The 16,775-nt window shown below is 59.5% G+C and carries 16 protein-coding genes and 1 riboswitch; of the genes, 12 read left to right on the top strand and 4 right to left on the bottom strand.

Annotated features, from left to right (window positions below):
- The first annotated feature begins 44 nt into the window (after positions 1-44).
- The 7 genes from FMF02_RS13280 to FMF02_RS13250 all read left to right on the top strand — a co-directional run bounded on the left by FMF02_RS13280 (position 45) and on the right by FMF02_RS13250 (position 5,753).
- Positions 45-617, top strand: a complete 573-nt coding sequence (locus FMF02_RS13280) for a hypothetical protein (protein WP_227043237.1) — start codon at positions 45-47, stop codon at positions 615-617.
- A gap of 516 nt (positions 618-1,133) precedes the next feature.
- Positions 1,134-1,730 (top strand): riboflavin synthase, encoded by a 597-nt coding sequence (locus FMF02_RS13275; RefSeq protein ID WP_141413474.1) that lies wholly within the window; start codon positions 1,134-1,136, stop codon positions 1,728-1,730.
- 61 nt (positions 1,731-1,791) lie between these two features.
- A complete protein-coding gene (locus FMF02_RS13270; protein WP_019129327.1) occupies positions 1,792-2,838 on the top strand; it encodes a sensor histidine kinase in 1,047 nt (348 codons plus the stop codon).
- Positions 2,839-2,853: 15 nt separating this feature from the next.
- Positions 2,854-3,723 carry a prolipoprotein diacylglyceryl transferase gene (gene lgt, locus FMF02_RS13265; protein ID WP_141413473.1) on the top strand — a complete coding sequence of 290 codons (870 nt, stop codon included), beginning with the start codon at positions 2,854-2,856 and terminating at the stop codon, positions 3,721-3,723.
- A gap of 25 nt (positions 3,724-3,748) precedes the next feature.
- Complete coding sequence (locus FMF02_RS13260; protein ID WP_141413472.1) at positions 3,749-4,753, top strand: SPOR domain-containing protein; 1,005 nt, start codon at positions 3,749-3,751, stop codon at positions 4,751-4,753.
- On the top strand, positions 4,750-5,244 hold the full coding sequence (locus FMF02_RS13255; protein WP_141413471.1) for a GtrA family protein: 495 nt from the start codon (positions 4,750-4,752) through the stop codon (positions 5,242-5,244). Before FMF02_RS13260 ends, FMF02_RS13255 begins: the two co-directional genes overlap by 4 nt.
- A gap of 167 nt (positions 5,245-5,411) precedes the next feature.
- Positions 5,412-5,753: a hypothetical protein gene (locus FMF02_RS13250; protein WP_141413470.1), complete on the top strand. Its 342-nt coding sequence runs from the start codon at positions 5,412-5,414 to the stop codon at positions 5,751-5,753.
- Positions 5,754-5,865: 112 nt separating this feature from the next.
- Here FMF02_RS13250 and uvrB read toward each other — a convergent pair whose 3' ends face one another.
- Complete coding sequence (gene uvrB, locus FMF02_RS13245) at positions 5,866-7,914, bottom strand: excinuclease ABC subunit UvrB (protein WP_141413469.1); 2,049 nt, start codon at positions 7,912-7,914, stop codon at positions 5,866-5,868.
- Positions 7,915-8,140: 226 nt separating this feature from the next.
- Between uvrB and dnaG the strand changes: the two genes are divergently transcribed.
- The 5 genes from dnaG to tsaB all read left to right on the top strand — a co-directional run bounded on the left by dnaG (position 8,141) and on the right by tsaB (position 13,521).
- A complete protein-coding gene (gene dnaG / locus FMF02_RS13240) occupies positions 8,141-10,135 on the top strand; it encodes a DNA primase (protein ID WP_141413468.1) in 1,995 nt (664 codons plus the stop codon).
- Positions 10,136-10,149: 14 nt separating this feature from the next.
- Positions 10,150-10,223, top strand: a riboswitch (Fluoride riboswitch).
- Positions 10,224-10,235: 12 nt separating this feature from the next.
- Positions 10,236-10,610: a fluoride efflux transporter CrcB gene (gene crcB, locus FMF02_RS13235; protein WP_141413467.1), complete on the top strand. Its 375-nt coding sequence runs from the start codon at positions 10,236-10,238 to the stop codon at positions 10,608-10,610.
- 949 nt (positions 10,611-11,559) lie between these two features.
- The gene (smpB, locus tag FMF02_RS13230; RefSeq protein WP_141413466.1) at positions 11,560-12,024 is read left to right on the top strand and encodes an SsrA-binding protein SmpB; all 465 of its coding nucleotides are present in this window, start codon (positions 11,560-11,562) and stop codon (positions 12,022-12,024) included.
- Between the two features lie 4 nt (positions 12,025-12,028).
- On the top strand, positions 12,029-12,808 hold the full coding sequence (locus FMF02_RS13225; protein WP_141413465.1) for a Cof-type HAD-IIB family hydrolase: 780 nt from the start codon (positions 12,029-12,031) through the stop codon (positions 12,806-12,808).
- Positions 12,809-12,816: 8 nt separating this feature from the next.
- The gene (tsaB, locus tag FMF02_RS13220) at positions 12,817-13,521 is read left to right on the top strand and encodes a tRNA (adenosine(37)-N6)-threonylcarbamoyltransferase complex dimerization subunit type 1 TsaB (RefSeq protein ID WP_019129337.1); all 705 of its coding nucleotides are present in this window, start codon (positions 12,817-12,819) and stop codon (positions 13,519-13,521) included.
- Between the two features lie 105 nt (positions 13,522-13,626).
- Here the strand turns inward: tsaB and FMF02_RS13215 are convergent, their stop codons facing one another.
- The 3 genes from FMF02_RS13215 to dapA are packed head-to-tail and all read right to left on the bottom strand — an operon-like array spanning position 13,627 to position 16,763.
- Entirely contained in the window at positions 13,627-15,132 is a 1,506-nt protein-coding gene (locus FMF02_RS13215) for a clostripain-related cysteine peptidase (RefSeq protein WP_141413464.1), read from the bottom strand.
- On the bottom strand, positions 15,111-15,842 hold the full coding sequence (locus FMF02_RS13210; RefSeq protein ID WP_019129339.1) for a DUF4919 domain-containing protein: 732 nt from the start codon (positions 15,840-15,842) through the stop codon (positions 15,111-15,113). The genes FMF02_RS13215 and FMF02_RS13210 overlap by 22 nt, the downstream gene beginning before the upstream one ends.
- Before the next feature lie 30 nt (positions 15,843-15,872).
- Positions 15,873-16,763 carry a 4-hydroxy-tetrahydrodipicolinate synthase gene (dapA, locus tag FMF02_RS13205; RefSeq protein WP_019129340.1) on the bottom strand — a complete coding sequence of 297 codons (891 nt, stop codon included), beginning with the start codon at positions 16,761-16,763 and terminating at the stop codon, positions 15,873-15,875.
- Positions 16,764-16,775 lie beyond the last annotated feature (12 nt).

Raw genomic sequence — 16,775 nt, 5'->3', positions numbered from 1 at the left:
AAAATAATTGGCAAAGAATCGAGAGTGTCGTCAAATGGGCCAACATGACGACGAATTATTTTGCCCGTTATATCGGACTCTCCCGCGGTGAAAATCTTTACCAGATCAAACGGGGGCACAACGGCATCTCCCGGAAACTCGGCGAACGGATCGTCCAGCATTTTCCGCAGATCGACCTGTTGTGGCTGTTGACCGGCAGGGGCCAGATGTTCGTTTCGGGAAGCGAGGACCGCGGCGCGCAGATACCCTTTTTCAATGCTGATGTCGAAAAGTCGATCCGCGGCGTGGAGCTGTTGAGTCCCGACGGGTACGTCGTGCTGCCGATGGGCGACGATGCCGACTGCGCGCTCTACTATTACGGCCGTGCGATGGGCGATACGCTGCCTGCCGGAACGCTGGTTTTTCTGAAGGAGTCCGATGTGGAGTCGGTTATCCCCGGCGGCATGTATGTCGTCGTGACGCGCAAGATCGTGACGCTGCGGCAGCTCCATCTGGAAGCCGGCGCACAGTCGGTACGGCTGACGGCTTCGTGCGAGGCCGGGTTCGACGAAATGGTCGTCAAAAGCAAGGATATACAGAAAATTTATCGGGTAAAAGCGCATCTTATCGTCGACTGAGCGACATGCCTTCCGGTTTCGCAAACGGATCGGACTCGGTTGGCCGTCCGCAGCACCATCTCCAATAACTTCGGGCGAATAACTGTCCGTCGCGACCTGCCTGAGACGCACGAGGTTCGCCCAAAAGCGGCCCGCCGTCCTGCACGGTGAACTGCCGATCGGGTCCTGCGAGCCGAAGATGGATATATGGGCTATTATCGAAATCAGGATTGTTCGGTCATGCTGTCGGAGGTTGAGTTCGGTCCGATGGAGCCGGGAGTCATCTTGAATGACTATGAAACGTTCATCGAAAAAGTTTACCATACGATCCTGGCGCAATAGTTGTCTTCCTCGCCGGACTTATGGCGCAAAACCTTGAATTGTTAGGCAGTTGTCGGTTCGTCCTGCGATTCCGGACGGTGTGAATCCGAAACGATTCGTCCCGCTGGGGGAGTTGTTCCGTCCCTTCGGGTTTGGGTGTTTGAAAAATTATGCTTAACTTTAACAATCCATTTAAATTTAAGTATTGACGATCGTATGTTTTCCGGAATCATAGAGCAGACGGCGACCGTGGTGGCCGTCCGCAGCGAACGACAGAACAAGCATTTCATCCTGCGCGCCGATTTCTGCCGCGAATTGAAGATCGACCAGAGCATCGCCCACAACGGCGTGTGCCTGACCGTCGTAGACCTTACGGAGGATACCTACACGGTGACGGCCATGAAGGAGACGCTGCTGCGCAGCAACCTGGGGGCGTTGCAGGTCGGCGATCTGATCAACGTCGAGCGGTCGATGAAACCCGATGCGCTGCTCGACGGGCATATCGTGCAGGGGCATGTGGATCAGACGGCCGTCTGCACGGCGGTCGAGGATGCCGAGGGAAGCTGGTATTTCACCTTCCGCTACGAACCCCAGGGCGACAACTGTACGGTCGAGAAGGGTTCAGTGGCCGTCAACGGAGTGAGCCTCACGGTGTGCGATTCGCGCGACGACGGTTTCCGTGTGGCGATCATTCCTTATACCTATGAGCATACCAATTTCTGCCGCATCGGGGTCGGTTCGGTGGTGAATCTCGAATTCGACATCGTGGGCAAGTACATCGCCCGCCTGATGCGCAATTACATGAAGCGTTGACGCACGGTCGTCCTTCGACGGGGCGGAGTGCGGATTTGTCTCACCTTTAATTTTTGTTACGATGAACATCAAGACGAAAGAGGCCTCCTCGCTGTTGGTTGCGGTGCTGGCGGCGGCGATCGTCGCTCTGGCGACGGCATTGGCCCATGTGGCGTGGTGGGTCGTTTTGTGCGTGGCGGTCGGGACGTTCCTGATCGTGGCGCTGTTCGCCCTCTTTGTGATCCGTAAATATGTGGCTTACAAGCTAAAACCGATCTATTCGATCGTCTTTTCGCGCAACGTGCATACGCACGAGATTCTCGACGAGTTGAAGGACAAGCACGTGGAGAGCATCTCCGAAGAGTTGTCGGCATGGGCCGAGACCAGCGACATGGAGATCGCCCGCCTGAAAGAGACGGAGAAGTTCCGCAAGGAGTATCTCGGCAATGTGGCGCATGAATTGAAAACCCCGATTTTCAATATTCAGGGGTATATTTCGACGCTGCTCGACGGCGGACTGGAAGACGAACTCATCAACCGCAAGTATCTCGAACGCACGGAAAAGAGCATCGACCGGCTGATCAATATCGTCAACGACCTCGACACGATCTCCAAACTCGAAAGCGACATGACGCGGCTCAAAATGGAGCCGTTCGACGTCGTGGCGCTCACGAAGGAGATCGCCGACCAGTTGGAGATGAAGGCCGGCGAGCGGCACATCAAACTGCTGGTGAAGGGGGCCGAAGATCTGCCGTCGCCCTTCTGGGTCTTGGCCGACAAGCACTATGTAGGGCAGGTGATGGTCAACCTGCTGACCAACTCGATCTGCTACGGCCGCGAGGGCGGCCAGACGCGCGTGCGTTTCCGCGACATGCTCGACAAGATCCTGATCGAGGTCGAGGACTCGGGCGTCGGCATCGCCAAGGAGGATATCCCGCGTGTCTTCGAACGGTTCTACCGCACCGACAAGGGGCGGTCGCGCGAACACGGCGGCACGGGGCTGGGGCTGGCGATCGTCAAACATATCGTCGAAGCGCACGGCGAGCATATCACGCTGCGCAGCGAAGTGGGCGTGGGCAGTACCTTCTCCTTCACGCTCAAGAAGGCGGACCCGAACGAAATCAAGTAAACCAATTTCGATAAAATGGTATTCAATCCGTTGTACATCGTATGGAATTTCAACCCGGTGCTTTTCTCCGTCGGCGGGTTGGATATCCGTTACTATGGGCTGATGTGGGCGCTGGCGATTCTCGTCGGTGCCAAGTTCTTCGATAATTTCTGCAAGCGCGAGGGGCTTCCTTCGTCGGTTTCGGAGTCGATTTTCATTTACGGCACGCTGGCTACGATCATCGGTTCGCGGCTGGGTCACTGCCTTTTTTACGAGCCGCAGCACTATCTTGCGCATCCGCTGGCGATCATCACCGAAATCCGTAACGGCGGTATGGCGAGCCACGGTGCGGCCGTGGGGCTTCTGATCGGGTTGTGGCTCTTTTCGCGCCGGAACAAACTGCCTTACATCTGGTCGCTCGACCGCATCATGATCCCTGTGGCGATCGGCGGTGCGGCGGTGCGTTTCGGCAATCTGTTCAATTCGGAGATCGTCGGCAGTGTGACCGATATGTCGTGGGGCTTCAAGTTCGTGCGTCTCTACCGCGACCTGCCGCTCGACGCGGTTCCCGTGCAGCATCCCACGCAATTGTACGAAGCGTTGTGCTATGTGGTGACGTTCGGGGTGTTGTGGTGGCTCTATTACCGCCGCGACACGGGTGTCCGCCGGCCGGGGTTGTTGTTCGGCGTGGGGCTTATCGGCGTCTTCCTGACACGCTTTTTCATCGAGTTCATCAAGGAGGATCAGGAGGCCTTCGAGCAGGGAATGCTGCTCAACATGGGGCAGTTGTTGAGTATCCCCTTCATCCTTTTCGGAATTTATATGATCTGGCGGGCGTTGTCGCGCCCTGCCGTCGAGGCGAAGCCCGCTTCGCCCGGCCGTAAAACGAAACCTGCGCGGAAATAGCCTTTTCGCCGAAACAGAGAACACCATGGTCGCAGAGGTAAATAAGATCATTGCCGGTGAGCTGCTGAATCACCGTTCCGTCGTAATTCCCGGTGTAGGTATGCTCTATGTGGCGCATCGCGGTGCGCGCCGCCTGTCGCGGCAGAAGATCGCGGCGCCCCGCAACGAAATCGATTTCCGCCCGTCGGAAGAGGGCGTTTCGCTCGTGGAATTGATCCGCCGCGCCGCAGGGTGCGACGAAGCGCAGGCGCAGGCCGTTTTCGGGCGTTGGCTGGCTAAGACGCGCGAAGACGAGGTATTGACGCTCGAAGGGATCGGAATCCTGCGCCACCGTGCGTTTACCTCCGAACCGGCGTTCGCCGCGCAACTGAATCCGGCCGGCGAGGAGGTCGTGACCTTGCAGCCCCGTATGAATCGGGCCGTGGTGGCGATCGCCGTTGCTGCGATTGTCGTGGCTGTCGCCGTGTTCGGTTATATCGAGTTCGCCCCGAAATCCGTATCGCGTTTCGCGGCGCAGGCGGAGAAGTCGAACGTCGAGAGGCCGAAAGCTTCTTCCGGATCGGCGGAGGACGGCGTTTCGGCCGCTGCCGTTGCGACGGGGGGCGAACGGAGTACGGAAGAATCGGCGGCCGGACCGGACGGAGCTGCCGGCCCTGACCGGCCGGCCGGCGCCACGGCGTCTGCCGAAATTCCGCAGGCGGCGTCTGCACAACCGACCGTCGCCACGGCATCAACCGAAGTCCCGCAGACGACATCCGCACGACCGGCCGCCACACCGCAGCCTGCCTCCGAACGGATGCAGTCGGGGTGGTGTTACGTGGTTTTCGGTGTATTTTCGACCGAGGAGAACGCTGCGCGGTGCCGCGAGCAGTTGTTGCGCGAGGCGCCGTCGCTGGCTGTCGGGGTCTATCCTTTCGGTGCGAAGTACATGGTCTCGCTCTTCGCCGCGCAGGATCGCGGCGTCTGCGAGCGTTTCGCGCGGGAACACCGTTCGGCGTGGCCCGACTTGTGGATTTACGCGAAAAAATGAGTTCTCCCGCTTCGTTGGTAACCCGTGCTGTCGATGCGTTCTACTGGTGTCGGCTGGAAGGGGTCGTCTCGCGGCAGTTGTTCCGCTACGCCTTTTGCGGCGGGATGAATCTGGCGTTGGATGCGGTGTGGTATTTCGTGATCTATCACTTTCTGATCGGTGAAGGGCGGATGATCGATCTGGGCTTCGTCTACATGTCTGCCCCGATCGCGTCGCTGTTCCTCGTCTTTCCGATTACCTTTTTCACCGGTTTCTGGCTCAATCGCAACGTGGCGTTCCGTGCGTCGCCGCTCGGCACGCGCACGCAACTGCTGCGCTATGCGTTGTCGGTCGCCGGAGCGATCCTGCTCAACTATCTATGCATGAAACTGTTCGTGGAGGTCGTCGGTATCTGGCCTACACCCGCGAAACTCGCGACCTCTCTCCTTTCGGCCGCATACAGTTTTCTTGCAGCACGGTATTTCACCTTTCGCGGGGCGATCGAGGATTGAGTCTTGAGAAAATAATCCATTACGGAATGCTCCGAAGGAGCTGTCTGCGATCGTCAATTGTTATTATGAGAATATCGATCCTTCGCCGGAATTGACCGAGGAGGAGACACAATGTATCTATATCGGCTTGACCGTTGCGGCATACAGCGCGAAATATTGGGAGTGCTATGAGTGAGAATATAGGTAAATGGGCGCAAAAACTCGATCTCGCTTTCAACGACTTATGGGTGCTGCGATTCGCAACGGTCGGTGCGTTGTGCGTGGCGGTACTGTTTCTTCTGCCCGCTTCTTCGTTGCTTGCCGATGTGGTGTCGTGGGGGTGCATGGTTCCCGTTACGGCTTTGATCGTGCGCTTCGTCTATTTGCTGCGGCTGCCCTGCGGACGATGGAAGAGGCTGCCGATCGACAAACGGCAGGTTCGCCGCTGGAACTGTTGGAACAATGCGGCGTTCGCCGTTTTTTTCGCTGTTTTGCTCGTTCGGGTATTGTTCCGTATTTTCGGTAGATAACATTTCGGAATGCGATGGGAGGATGTCTCCGGGAAATGACGTCCTCCCGTTTTCTATTCTCCTTCTTTGTGAGAGGGCGGATTAAGGCCCGCTTGCGGTTTCAGACGCGGTTTCAGCGGTTGCGGTTCTCCTCGCGCAGTTTCTGCAACTCGTACATGCGGTCGCGGTACTTCGCTGCGGCGAGGAAATCGAGCGATTTGGCGGCTCGTTCCATATCCTCCTTCGCCTTTGCGATCAGCGTGTCGAGGTTTTCGCCTGCCACGTAGGTTCCCTGTACGTCGGCGGCCTGCATGTAGTGATCCTCCGCCGGCAGGTAGAAGGCTGGCGTCGCCTCCTGGATCTTTTCGCCCTGGGAAGCCAGCAGCGTGCTCTGTCCCGTGCCGCTGCGCTGCGCCTGCCGCGGCAGCATCTCGTGTTCGAGGTTGTAGCGTACCTGCTTTTCGCGGCGGCGGTTGCTCTCGACGATGGCGTAGCGCATCGAGTCGGTGCAGTGGTCGGCGTAGAGGATCACATTGCCGTTGGCGTGGCGTGCGGCGCGTCCCGCGATCTGGGTGATTGACCGCACGTTGCGCAGGAACCCCTCCTTGTCGGCGTCGAGAATGGCGACGAGCCCCACCTCCGGCAGGTCCAGCCCTTCGCGCAGCAGGTTGACGCCGATCAGCACGTCGAACATGCCGGCGCGCAGGTCTTCGAGGATCTGGATACGTTCCAGCGTGTCGATGTCCGAATGGATGTAGCGGTTGCGCACGCCGATGCGGTCGAAATATTTCGACAGCTCCTCGGCCATGCGTTTGGTGATGGTGGTGATGAGCACCTTGTCCTCGACGCGCACCCGCTTGTCGATCTCTTCGAGCAGGTCGTCGATCTGGTTCTCCGTGACGCGCACTTCGAGCGGCGGATCGACCAGCCCCGTGGGGCGGATCAGCTGCTCGACCACCACGCCTTCGCTCTTCATGAGCTCGTAGTCGGCGGGTGTGGCGCTGATGTAGACCGTCGTGCCCATCATCTGCTCGAACTCCTCGAAGCGCAGCGGGCGGTTGTCCTTCGCCGCCGGCAGACGGAATCCGTACTCCACGAGATTTTCCTTGCGGGCCCGGTCTCCGCCGAACATGCCGTGTACCTGCGGCAGCGTCACGTGGCTCTCGTCGATGAGCAGCAGATAGTCCTTCGGGAAGTAGTCGAGCAGGCAGAAGGGGCGCGTTCCGGCGGCGCGCCCGTCGAGGTAGCGCGAGTAGTTCTCGATGCCGGGACAGTAGCCCAGCTCCTTGATCATCTCCAAATCGTATTCCACCCGCTGCTTGATGCGCTGCGCTTCCATCGTCCTCCCTTCGCGTTCGAAGAACTCGATCTGCTTGCCCAGATCGAGGTAGATCTGCTGTACGGCAGCGTTGATACGCTCCTTCGTGGTGACGAAGAGACGTGCGGGGTAGATCGTCAGCGTGTCGATCGTCTGGATGCGGGCGCCCGTCGCGGGATCGACGATCCAGATCGCTTCGATTTCGTTGTCGTAGAACATCACGCGGTAGCACTGGCTGCCGAATTCGCCGAAGGCGGCCATGATGTCCACCGTGTCGCCGTTGACGCGGAACGTCGCGGGCAGCAGGTCGCGTTCGGTGCGGGTGTAGAGCGCTTCGACCAGTTTGTAGAGGAACTGCTTGTAGCTGACGATGTCGCCGACCTTGAACGAGACGGCCGTCGCATGGAAGTCTTCGGGGTTGCCGCTGCCGTAGAGGCACGAGACGGACGAGACGACGATCACGTCCCGGCGGCCCGAAAGGAGCGTCGCGCAGGTTTGCAGACGCATCTTTTCGATCTCGTCGTTGATCGACAGGTCTTTTTCGATGAAGGTATCCGTGGCCGGCAGGTAGGCCTCCGGCTGGTAGTAGTCGTAGTAGGAGACGAAATATTCGACTGCGTTTTCGGGAAAGAAATTCTTGAACTCTCCGTAGAGCTGCGCCGCGAGGGTCTTGTTATGGCTCAATACGAGAGTCGGTTTGTTGATCTGGGCGATGACGTTGGCGGCCGTGAAGGTCTTGCCCGAACCCGTCACGCCCAGCAGCGTGTTGTGTTTCGATCCGCGGCGGATCGAATCGACGAGCTGCGCGATCGCTTCGGGCTGGTCGCCCGTGGGCTTGTATTCCGAGACGAGTTTGAAATCCATAGATGCAAAGGTACGATAAATTCGGAATTCGGAGGCCGCAACGACGGATAATTCCGCTTCCGGAATGCCCTTTTCAACGCGAAACCTGCCGGCGATATTGTCCGTCCGGCGGCAGCCGGTTTGCGTGCGGCGGCGAAACAGCTGTCGCAGAAGCCGAAACGGAGCGCATCGAATTTAATTCCGCAAACGTTGTTCCGCCTGCCGAATTATTCGTAACTTTGCGAGCATGGGACTCATCGACCGCGCCACCGTAGACCGCATCTATGCGGCAGCCGATATCGTCGAAATCATCGGCGATTACGTCACGCTCAAACGCAAGGGTGTGAACTATCAGGCGTGCTGTCCCTTCCACAACGAAAAGACTCCCTCGTTCGTCGTATCGCCTTCGAAAGGTGTTTTCAAGTGCTTCGGCTGCGGCAAGGCGGGCAACGCCGTTACCTTCGTCATGGAGCACGAGGGCATCTCTTACCCCGAAGCGCTCAAAGCCGTGGCCAAGCGCTACGGCATCGAGGTGCAGGAGCGGGAGCTCACCGAGGAGGATATCCGCCGCAACGACAACCGCGAATCGATGTTCGCCCTCAACGGCTGGGCCTATGACTATTTCGCCGACTACCTGCGTAAGTCGTCGGAGGGGCAAAGCGTCGGCATGAGCTATTTCCGGCAGAAGCGCGGGTTTACGGAGGCCACGATCCAGAAGTTCGGATTGGGCTATTGTTCGGCCAAGGGCGATGCGATGACGAGCGCCGCCCTGGCTGCCGGATACAAGGAGGAGTTTCTCCTCTCGACCGGACTGTCGATCAGACGTGAACGCGACGGGCATTTGTTCGACCGCTTCCACGATCGGGTGATCTTCCCCGTGCACAACATTTCGGGGCGGATCGTCGCCTTCGGCGGCCGCATTCTGGGAACGAACAAGAATGTCGGCAAGTACCAGAACTCCCCCGAGAGCGAGATATACAGCAAGAAGCGCGAGCTCTACGGCCTCTATTTCGCCAAGAAGGCGATCCAGCAGCAGGACTATGCGATCATGGTCGAGGGGTATACCGACGTGATCTCGATGCATCAGGCCGGTGTGGAGAATGTCGTGTCGTCGTCGGGTACATCGCTCACGACCGATCAGATCCGGCTGCTGAACCGCTTCACGAAGAACATCACCGTCATCTACGACGGCGATTCGGCGGGTATCCACGCCTCGATCCGCGGAATCGACATGATCCTGGCCGAGGGGATGAACGTGCGCGTGGTGCTGTTGCCCGAACCCGAAGACCCCGACTCCTTCGCGCGCGCGCACACGGCTGCCGAGGTGCAGGAGTACATCAAGGCCAACGAGGTCGATTTCATCACCTTCAAGGCGCAGCTGCTGATGAAGGACGCTCAGAACGACCCGATCAAGCGGGCGGCGCTCATCGGCGACATGGTGCAGTCGATTACGCAGATTCCCGATTCGATCCAGCGTTCGGTCTATGTCAAGGAGTGCGCGCGGCTGATGGACATCGACGAGCGGGTGCTCGTCGAGGAGGTGGCGCGCAAGCGCGTCGTCCAGACGGGTGGCGGCCGCGAGGCTTCGGATTTCATCCGCCGTCAGCAGATGCGGCAGCGGAGCGAGGAGCAGGCCGCCGTGCCGGAGCCGCAGGTCGATTTCACGAAGGGCGTCGCGGCCGGCAGCGCCACGCAGGAGTTGGAGAAGGAACTGTTGAAATACCTGCTCAAATACGGCCACCGTAATTTCGACTTCAAGGAGGGGCGCGACGTCATCCAGATGAATGTCGCCGACGTGATCCTGTCGACGCTCGATGCGCAGGAACTCCATTTCCAGACCGAGGTCTACCGGAAGATGCTGGATACCTACCGCGAGCAGCGCGCCGAACTGGGCGAAGGGGTGGAGGTGCCGGCGCATCTGTTCATCAATCACCCCGATCCCGCGGTCTGCAATGCGGCGGTCGACATCCTTACGTCGGACGACAACTACGTGCCGAGTAAGCTCTGGAAGCAGAAGGAGGTTCATGTCGAGAGCGTCGAGGAGATTCTCGCGCAGGGTGTGCCGAAGGCGGTGATCCTCTACAAGTCGAACGCGATCAAGAAACTGATCGACGAGCAGATGCAGCGTTTGGCTTCGGGGCAACTTACCGAGGAGGAGGAGTTGGAGGCGACGACTCTCATCAATACGCTCAACTGCGAGAAAACCAATATTTCGCACAAGGTGCAGCGGACGATTCTCTGATTCGTTCGATGTCGATAACGCCGGGCGATGGTATCCGCCCGATCCAAACCGTGTCCCCTTCGCGGACGCTGATGATGCCTGCCCTGAAATTTCGGTTTGGATGAAAACATTGCTGTTGATCGGCTGCGGCAGCTTCGCCGGTGGCGTATTGCGCTACGGCGTGTCGCGGTTGTTGCAGGGTAGCCAGTGGCTCTCCCTGCCGTTGGGAACTTTTTGCGTGAATATCCTCGGATGCCTGCTGCTCGGGGTTTGCTACGGTCTGCTGGAGCACTACCGGGTGCTGTCGGAGGAGATCAGGTTGCTCTTTATCGTGGGGTTCTGCGGCAGTTTCACGACATTTTCGACCTTTATCCACGAGAATCTCCTGCTGGTCCGCCAGTCGGATCTGGCGGGGCTGGCGTTCTACGTCTCGTTGAGCGTGGCGTCGGGGCTGCTGGCCGTCCATGCGGGGCATTGGCTTGTGAAAATGGGATAGTCCGTGCGGGGATTTTGATTGGATATCCGGAAAAAGTCACTATTTTTGCAAGATAGAGTTCCCGGCCGGTGCTGCGGTTTTACTCCGCAGCCGGCGAAGGATATTCCGGACGCCACGGGCAGGGCGGTCGGCTTGCCGTACCGAGCGGTTGCAGGCAGCCGCTCTCCGACCGTACTGAACGGAGGGTGATGGATTTGCGGAGTGCGGTTTTATGCGAATTCGTACGGGGCGAAGACTGCGGAGCACGTCCGTGTGGCGGGCCTCCGCGTGCGGAGACTTCGGCCCGCACGGCGCAGAGAGCCGTATTTTCCCGCTGAGCGGGGTATGAGAGGAGACGTTTTGCCGATGCAGCACGTAGGCTCTAAAAGTCCCACCCCTTTGTCGACTGTGTGCAAGCCGAGCGCACCCGCTTGCGGGATGCCGAGGCGCCGCCGCAGAAACCGAGCGCAGCGAAGGTAAAGGGAGGGAGATGAGGGAAGGAATGTAAAAATAACTTTTTTACTTTTTTACATTCGCAGAATGTCAAAGAAGTAGGAGGAAAGACTATAAAAGTCCCTCCCTTTGTCAAAGGGAGGGAGCATGAGGGAGGGAATGTAAAAATGACTTTTTTACATTCGCAGAATGTCAAAGAAGTAGGAGAAAAGACTATAAAAGTCCCTCCCTTTGTCAAAGGGAGGGAGCATGAGGGAAGGAATGTAAAAATAACTTTTTACTTTTTTACATTCGCAGAATGTCAAAAAAGTAAGGCTGGGTCGTACACGTATCGCTACGCATACCGTGTGCAAACAGAAAATAAACAGAAAGATGTGTAAAACATATCAAAGATAAAAGAATTAGTTACCTTCACCCAGCCTTACGCCCGTTTACGTGCAAACCGAGTGCCGGAATCGCCGCCGACGGGCGGGAAGTCGAGAGATAAGTTTTACACGTTTCAAAGCCAGAGAGATAGATGGGCGATTATAAAACGATAAATATCCGCAACAAGCGGGCGACGTTCGACTACGAGATTCTCGAAGAGTTCGTCGCCGGCGTCGTGCTGGTCGGTACCGAGATCAAGTCCGTGCGGCTGGGCAAGGCGTCGATGGTGGACAGCTATTGCTATTTCGACAAGGGCGAGTTGTGGATCCGCAATGTCACGATTGCCGAATACCATTGGGGAACCTGCAATAACCATGTCCCGAAACGTGACCGCAAGCTGCTGCTCAACCGCAAGGAACTGAATAAGTTGCAGCGGTCGTTGCAGGATCGCGGCCTGACGATAGCGGGGCTTCGGATGTTTCTCAACGAGCGGGGATTGGTGAAGATCGTCATCGGGCTTGCGCGCGGCCGCAAGGCGTACGACAAACGCGAATACCTCAAAGAGAACGACGCCCGCCGTGAAATGGACAAGGCGATGAAAACCCATAAACGTTAAATAAATGTACGAAATCTTCTTTTTCGATATTGACGGTACGCTGCGCAGTTTCGAGACGCACGAGGTGCCCGCATCGGCGCGCGAAGCGCTCGCCCGCCTGCGCGGACGCGGGGCGAAGGTGATTATCGCCACGGGCCGCGACCGGCGGAGCCTTCCGCCGCTCGAAGGGCTGACTTTCGACGGATACATTCTGGTCAACGGCGGCCATTGCCTGACGACCGACGGCGAGGTGCTGGCCGAGCGTCCGATCCCGATGGAGATTCTCGACAGGATGCTGCATGTGGGAATGCGCGAGGGATTTCCCGTCTCGATGCTGACCGACGAGGGGATGGTCGCCAGTAGCGTAAACGACGGGATGCGCGAGTTTCTGGGTGCGTTGGGGATGCCGCTCGATCCTGCGGTGGCCGATTTGCGCGAGGTGGCGCAGCGTACGCCCTGCCGTCAGATGTGCGTCTTCATGTCGCCCGAACAGGAGGAGCGGATCATGCGCGAATTTCCCGAGTGCGTGTCGAGCCGTTGGAGTCCGCTCATGGCCGACATCAACATGCGCGGCGTAACGAAGGCGAGCGGCATGGACGTCTTTCTGAGGCATTACGGCATCGACCGGAGCCGTTCGATGGCGTTCGGCGACGGCGGCAACGACGTGGAGATGATCCGCCATGCGGGTGTCGGCGTGGCGTTGGGCAACGCCGTCGACGCGGCCAAACGGGCGGCCGACTATGTCACCGCCACGGTCGACGACGACGGTGTGCTGCGTGCACTGCAACATTACGAAGTATTATAGCGAGAGATATGGCATTGATTTTATGTATCGAAACGGGCACGGACATCTGTTCGGTCGGGATCGCCGAAAACGGCGAACTGGTTTCGTTGCGCGAGAGCGACGAAGGCCGCGACCACGCCCGCAAGGTCGGCGTTTTCGTCGATGAAATTCTCAAAGAGAACCGGCTCGATCCCGACGATCTGGATGCCGTAGCCGTCGGCAAGGGGCCCGGTTCCTACACGGGGCTGCGCATCGGTGTGTCGTTCGCCAAGGGACTGTGCTACGGTTTGCGCAAGCCGCTCGTCGCCGTCGGTTCGCTCGATGCGCTCTGCGAGGTGGCGCGCGAGGATTACGAAGCGGGGATTCTCGCCGTCGAGGATTGGGAGCGCGCCGTGTTGTGTCCCATGGTCGACGCGCGGCGCATGGAGGTTTATACGCAGTTGTTCGACGCGCAGGGGCGGCCGCTCACGGAGGTGTCGGCCGAGGTGGTCGATGCGGGGAGTTTTTCCACATGGCGGGCGAAAGGGCCTTTCGTGATTTTCGGCAGCGGTGCGGCGAAGTGCGCCGATGTGCTGTCGGACGCCGTGCTGGTGCACGTTGCCCCCTCGGCGCGCGGGTTGGCGCGGTTGGCGCAGACGGCTTTCGACGGGGGCGATTTCGCCGATCTGGCCTATTTCGAACCCTTCTATCTGAAAGATTTCGTGGTGACGACCTCGCGCAAGAAGTTGTTTTAGGTCGCCGGAGGATGACAGGCCGTTCGATGCGGCCGCTGAATGGAATAATTCACCCCTGCCGCACTGTTTGCGGCAGGGGTGAATTCGTATCGGGATACCGAGTCGTTATCTCTTCGTCGCGGCATACCACGCGGTCTGTTGCCACTCGTTGCGGTAGGTCTCGGCCGGAGCATAGGTCGTTACGCCCGAATAGTAGCGGATGTCGTTCATGCGATTGTTGTAAACCGAAAAGAACTGCGCCGTGTGGAACCGTCCTTCGGGCGGGAAGCAGCGTTCCATCTGTTGCACGAACGCCTGACCGCGAGCGTCGTCGGCTGTCAGCGCCAGGGCGTACTCTTCCAGATCGTAGAACTGGTGCGTCTCCATTCCGTCGTAGCTTTGCAGCGTCGTCGCGTCGACGGCTTTCGTGGCGCCGGCGTTGATGTCGTGCAGGGCCGTGGCCAGCCCCTCCAATTCATCGCAGACCGTGAGCGTCGCGCACCCCGATTTGTAGGAGTCGACGGCGTTGTAGTATTCGTAGACGTTCCGGCAGGCCGCGGCCAGATCGTACCGTGCGCCGTCGTCGGCGAAGAGCGAGGGAATCACCGTGTCGTAGGGGAATCCGTGCGCCATGACCTCGCAGGGCGAGGCGACGATGTAGTCGGCCGCGCGGCGCAGATCGTAGAGTGCTTCGACCGACGACATGAAACAGGCGTCGAAGAGCAGGTAGTCGAACCGCACGCCGGAGCCGTCGATCGCGGCGGCAAGCTCCGAAATATCCATGTAGCGCCCCCGGTCATGGCCGAACCAGCGGGTTTCGGCCGCACCGGGTATCTTCCGCCACAGATCGTCGGTGCGACGGGCGTTGCTGCGCAGCCATGACGAACTTTCGATCGATGCCGGCAACCATCCCTTTGCGTGGGAGGCCAGATGGAGCCCGAAACGTTCGGCGGGCGCGGCGGCCGCCATGTCGCCGAGGATGCGTTCCATGACCGCAGGATCGGTCGTGCGCCCGGGCAGCGGCGTATAGCGGATCAGCGTGTCGCGTTCGCAGGCGTTCGCCGCTTCGTCGTAACGGTACTCCACGACGTATCCTTCGCCGGCGGCGGGCTGCGTGAAGGCCACGATACGGCCCAGCGGCAGGATATTCCGCGAGAGCGCCTTGGCGACGTCCGACAGATTGTTTTTATAATAGGAGTAGAGATCGGTGCCGCAGAAGTACATGAGCAAGGTCTGACGTGCAGCCTGCGGACGCTGTTGCAGATCGACGGTCCGGTTCGCCGAGCCGTCGTCGAGCGCGACGGTCAGTTGTCCCAGTCTGTGCAGGTCGCGCCCCGTGTTGGTCTCGGAGGTTTCGATCCGCAGTTCGTGCACGCCGGCTTCGCCCGACAAGACCGACACGCGGCAGTCGTGCCCGTTCCCGATGAAACCGACGCTCCAACGGCGGTCGGCCTCGATGCGCAGCACGGCCTGTGCCGTTTCGCCTTCGGCCGGATTATCGAAGACGATCCGCTCCTTGTCGAGCGTGAGCAGTGCGAGGGGTTCTTCCTCGGAGCGCTCGCAGCCGGACAATGCGAATGCGGCGCAGAGCAGTCCCAGCGCGAGGCCCCTTATTTTTTGTCGCTTTTCCACGGTTTGAGATTGTTGAATTGCCACGAGCGTTCGCGTTTATACCCCTGTTCGGGCTTTTTCCAATAGATGCGGCCGTAGTCGAAATAGTACCCTTTCACTCCCTTTTCGTCCTTCTTGACGCGCGGGATGTACTCCACCGTGCGGCTGATGATCGAGCTCTCGCGCACCGGAATGTTCTTGGCGGCCAACAGGTCGAAGGCGTGCGCGTACATCAGGATATGCCATGGGGTCTCTTCCGTCAGGCCGTCGCCCGAACTTTCGATTGTCGCCAGTACGAGGTTCATCTTGTCGCGGTAGGCGGCCGCCTGTGCCGTGTCGCCCCGCTGTGCGTGGGCGAACGAGAGAAAGTTGAGCACCTGCGGCGAGAACGGATCGGCTTCCAACGCCTCCGTACCGGCCTCGATGACGGCCAGCAGGTCGGTGTCGGCGGGTGCGTCGACGTTCAGCCGTGCGAGCGTTTCGTAGAAACGGTCGAGTGCGGGGTTCGTCTCCAACGGGCGGTACTGCGGCTGGTAGGCGTAGCCGTAGTAGAGGTAGTGGTAGTCGTCGGCCGTGAGGGTCGAGTCGGCCTGCTCGTAGCGCAGCCGGAGGTTCGGATAGTACTGTTCCGAGGCCGGATCTTCGATGCGGGCCTTGATGTCGCTCTCCACGGGAACCTTCGCAGCCGACAGCAACGGCAGCAGCAGCCACAGGATGAGAAGTCGTTTCATAATGCGTCGATTTCTTCGGAAAACGCCGTTTCAGCGCAAATCGTATGTACGGATCAACTCCCGCAGGCGCGCTTCGAGCGCCGGAGTACCCGCGACCAGCGGCAGGCGCAGGCGGTTGCCGATCAGCCCCAGGATGCTCAGCGCGCATTTCACGCCGGTGGGGTTTCCCTCGGCGAAGAGGGCTTCGACGACTTCGTGCATCGGGGCGAAGGCCGTTTCGGCCGCATCGAAATCGCCCCTCTTGGCCAGGTCGATGCACGCCATGAAGCGTCGGGGGAAGGCGTTGACCGCCACCGAGATCACGCCGTCGCCGCCGCGCCGCATCACGTCGACGGCGATCCCGTCGTCGCCCGACAGGACGAGGAACCCTTCGCGCCGGCGGTCGATGATCTCCTGAATCTGGCCGATGTTGCCCGACGCCTCCTTGATACCGATGACGTTGGGAAAATCGGCGGCGATGCGCAGCGTCGTCTCGGCGGTCATGTTGACGCCCGTGCGGCCTGCGATGTTGTAGAGGATGATCGGCAGCGGCGAGTGTTCCGACACGACCTTGAAGTGTTGGTAAAGTCCCTCCTGCGACGGTTTGTTGTAGTAGGGCGTCACGCTCAGGATGGCGTCGGCGCCGCGCAGGTCGAACTCGCGCAGCTGGTCGAGCACCTCGGAGGTCGAGTTGCCGCCCACGCCGATCACCAGCGGCACGCGGTGGCGGATCTGATTGGCGATGAACATGGCCACGACGGCGCGCTCCTGAATGTAGAGCGTCGGCGTCTCGGCCGTCGTGCCGAGTGCGACGATATAGTCGGCCCCGCCTTCGATGACGTAATCGATCATGCGTCCGAGCGCTTCGTAATCGACGCGGCCGTCGGCGGTGAAGGGGGTGATCATGGCGGCTCCTGCGCCGCGGAAAAGGTTTGGCTTCATATCGTGGGATTT

Origin of the sequence: Alistipes communis (assembly GCF_006542665.1) — a bacterium.
GTDB classification, from domain to species: Bacteria; Bacteroidota; Bacteroidia; order Bacteroidales; family Rikenellaceae; genus Alistipes; species Alistipes communis.
This window is presented reverse-complemented; position numbering and strand designations above follow the sequence as displayed.